The sequence below is a fragment of the Flavobacterium sp. HTF genome (assembly GCF_003105115.1).
Taxonomy (GTDB): domain Bacteria; phylum Bacteroidota; class Bacteroidia; order Flavobacteriales; family Flavobacteriaceae; genus Flavobacterium.
The window spans coordinates 1-464 of the sequence record NZ_QETH01000183.1 but is presented as its reverse complement, the minus strand read 5'-3'; the positions used below and the strand labels follow the sequence as shown (position 1 = coordinate 464).

3 protein-coding genes are annotated in these 464 nt (G+C 35.8%); all 3 read right to left on the bottom strand.

Annotated features, from left to right (window positions below):
- Positions 1–39: 39 nt before the first annotated feature.
- Positions 40–183 carry a class I lanthipeptide gene (locus DCO46_RS22990; RefSeq protein WP_165828981.1) on the bottom strand — a complete coding sequence of 48 codons (144 nt, stop codon included), beginning with the start codon at positions 181–183 and terminating at the stop codon, positions 40–42.
- A gap of 5 nt (positions 184–188) precedes the next feature.
- Positions 189–332, bottom strand: a complete 144-nt coding sequence (locus DCO46_RS22985) for a class I lanthipeptide (protein WP_165828979.1) — start codon at positions 330–332, stop codon at positions 189–191.
- Positions 333–337: 5 nt separating this feature from the next.
- A partial coding sequence (locus DCO46_RS23470; RefSeq protein WP_207784995.1) for a class I lanthipeptide occupies positions 338–464 on the bottom strand: 127 nt, incomplete at its 5' end.

The following is a 464-nucleotide window of genomic DNA, read 5'->3' as shown; positions in this document are numbered from 1 at the left end:
AAGCAAGCTTGTTGTTTGGGTTTTGTTTTTTCATTTGGATTATAGTTTTGCGATTAAGAAACTGATTACTAGGTAACATGCAGGAGAGCTTCCTCCGTCAACGTCATGCATTTGTGTGTCGTTTAATTCTGTAACAGCTACTTTGTTGAAAGCAAGCTTGTTGTTTGGGTTTTGTTTTTTCATTTGGATTATAGTTTTGCGATTAAGAAACTGATTACTAAGTAACATGCAGGAGAGCTTCCGCCGTCAACATCATGCATTTGTGTGTCGTTTAATTCTGTAACAGCCACTTTATTGAAAGCAAGCTTGTTGTTTACATTTTGTTTTTTCATTTGGATTATAGTTTTGCGATTAAGAAACTGATTACTAAGTAACATGCAGGAGAGCTTCCGCCGTCAACATCATGCATTTGTGTGTCGTTTAATTCTGTAACAGCCACTTTATTGAAATCAAGCTTGTTGTTT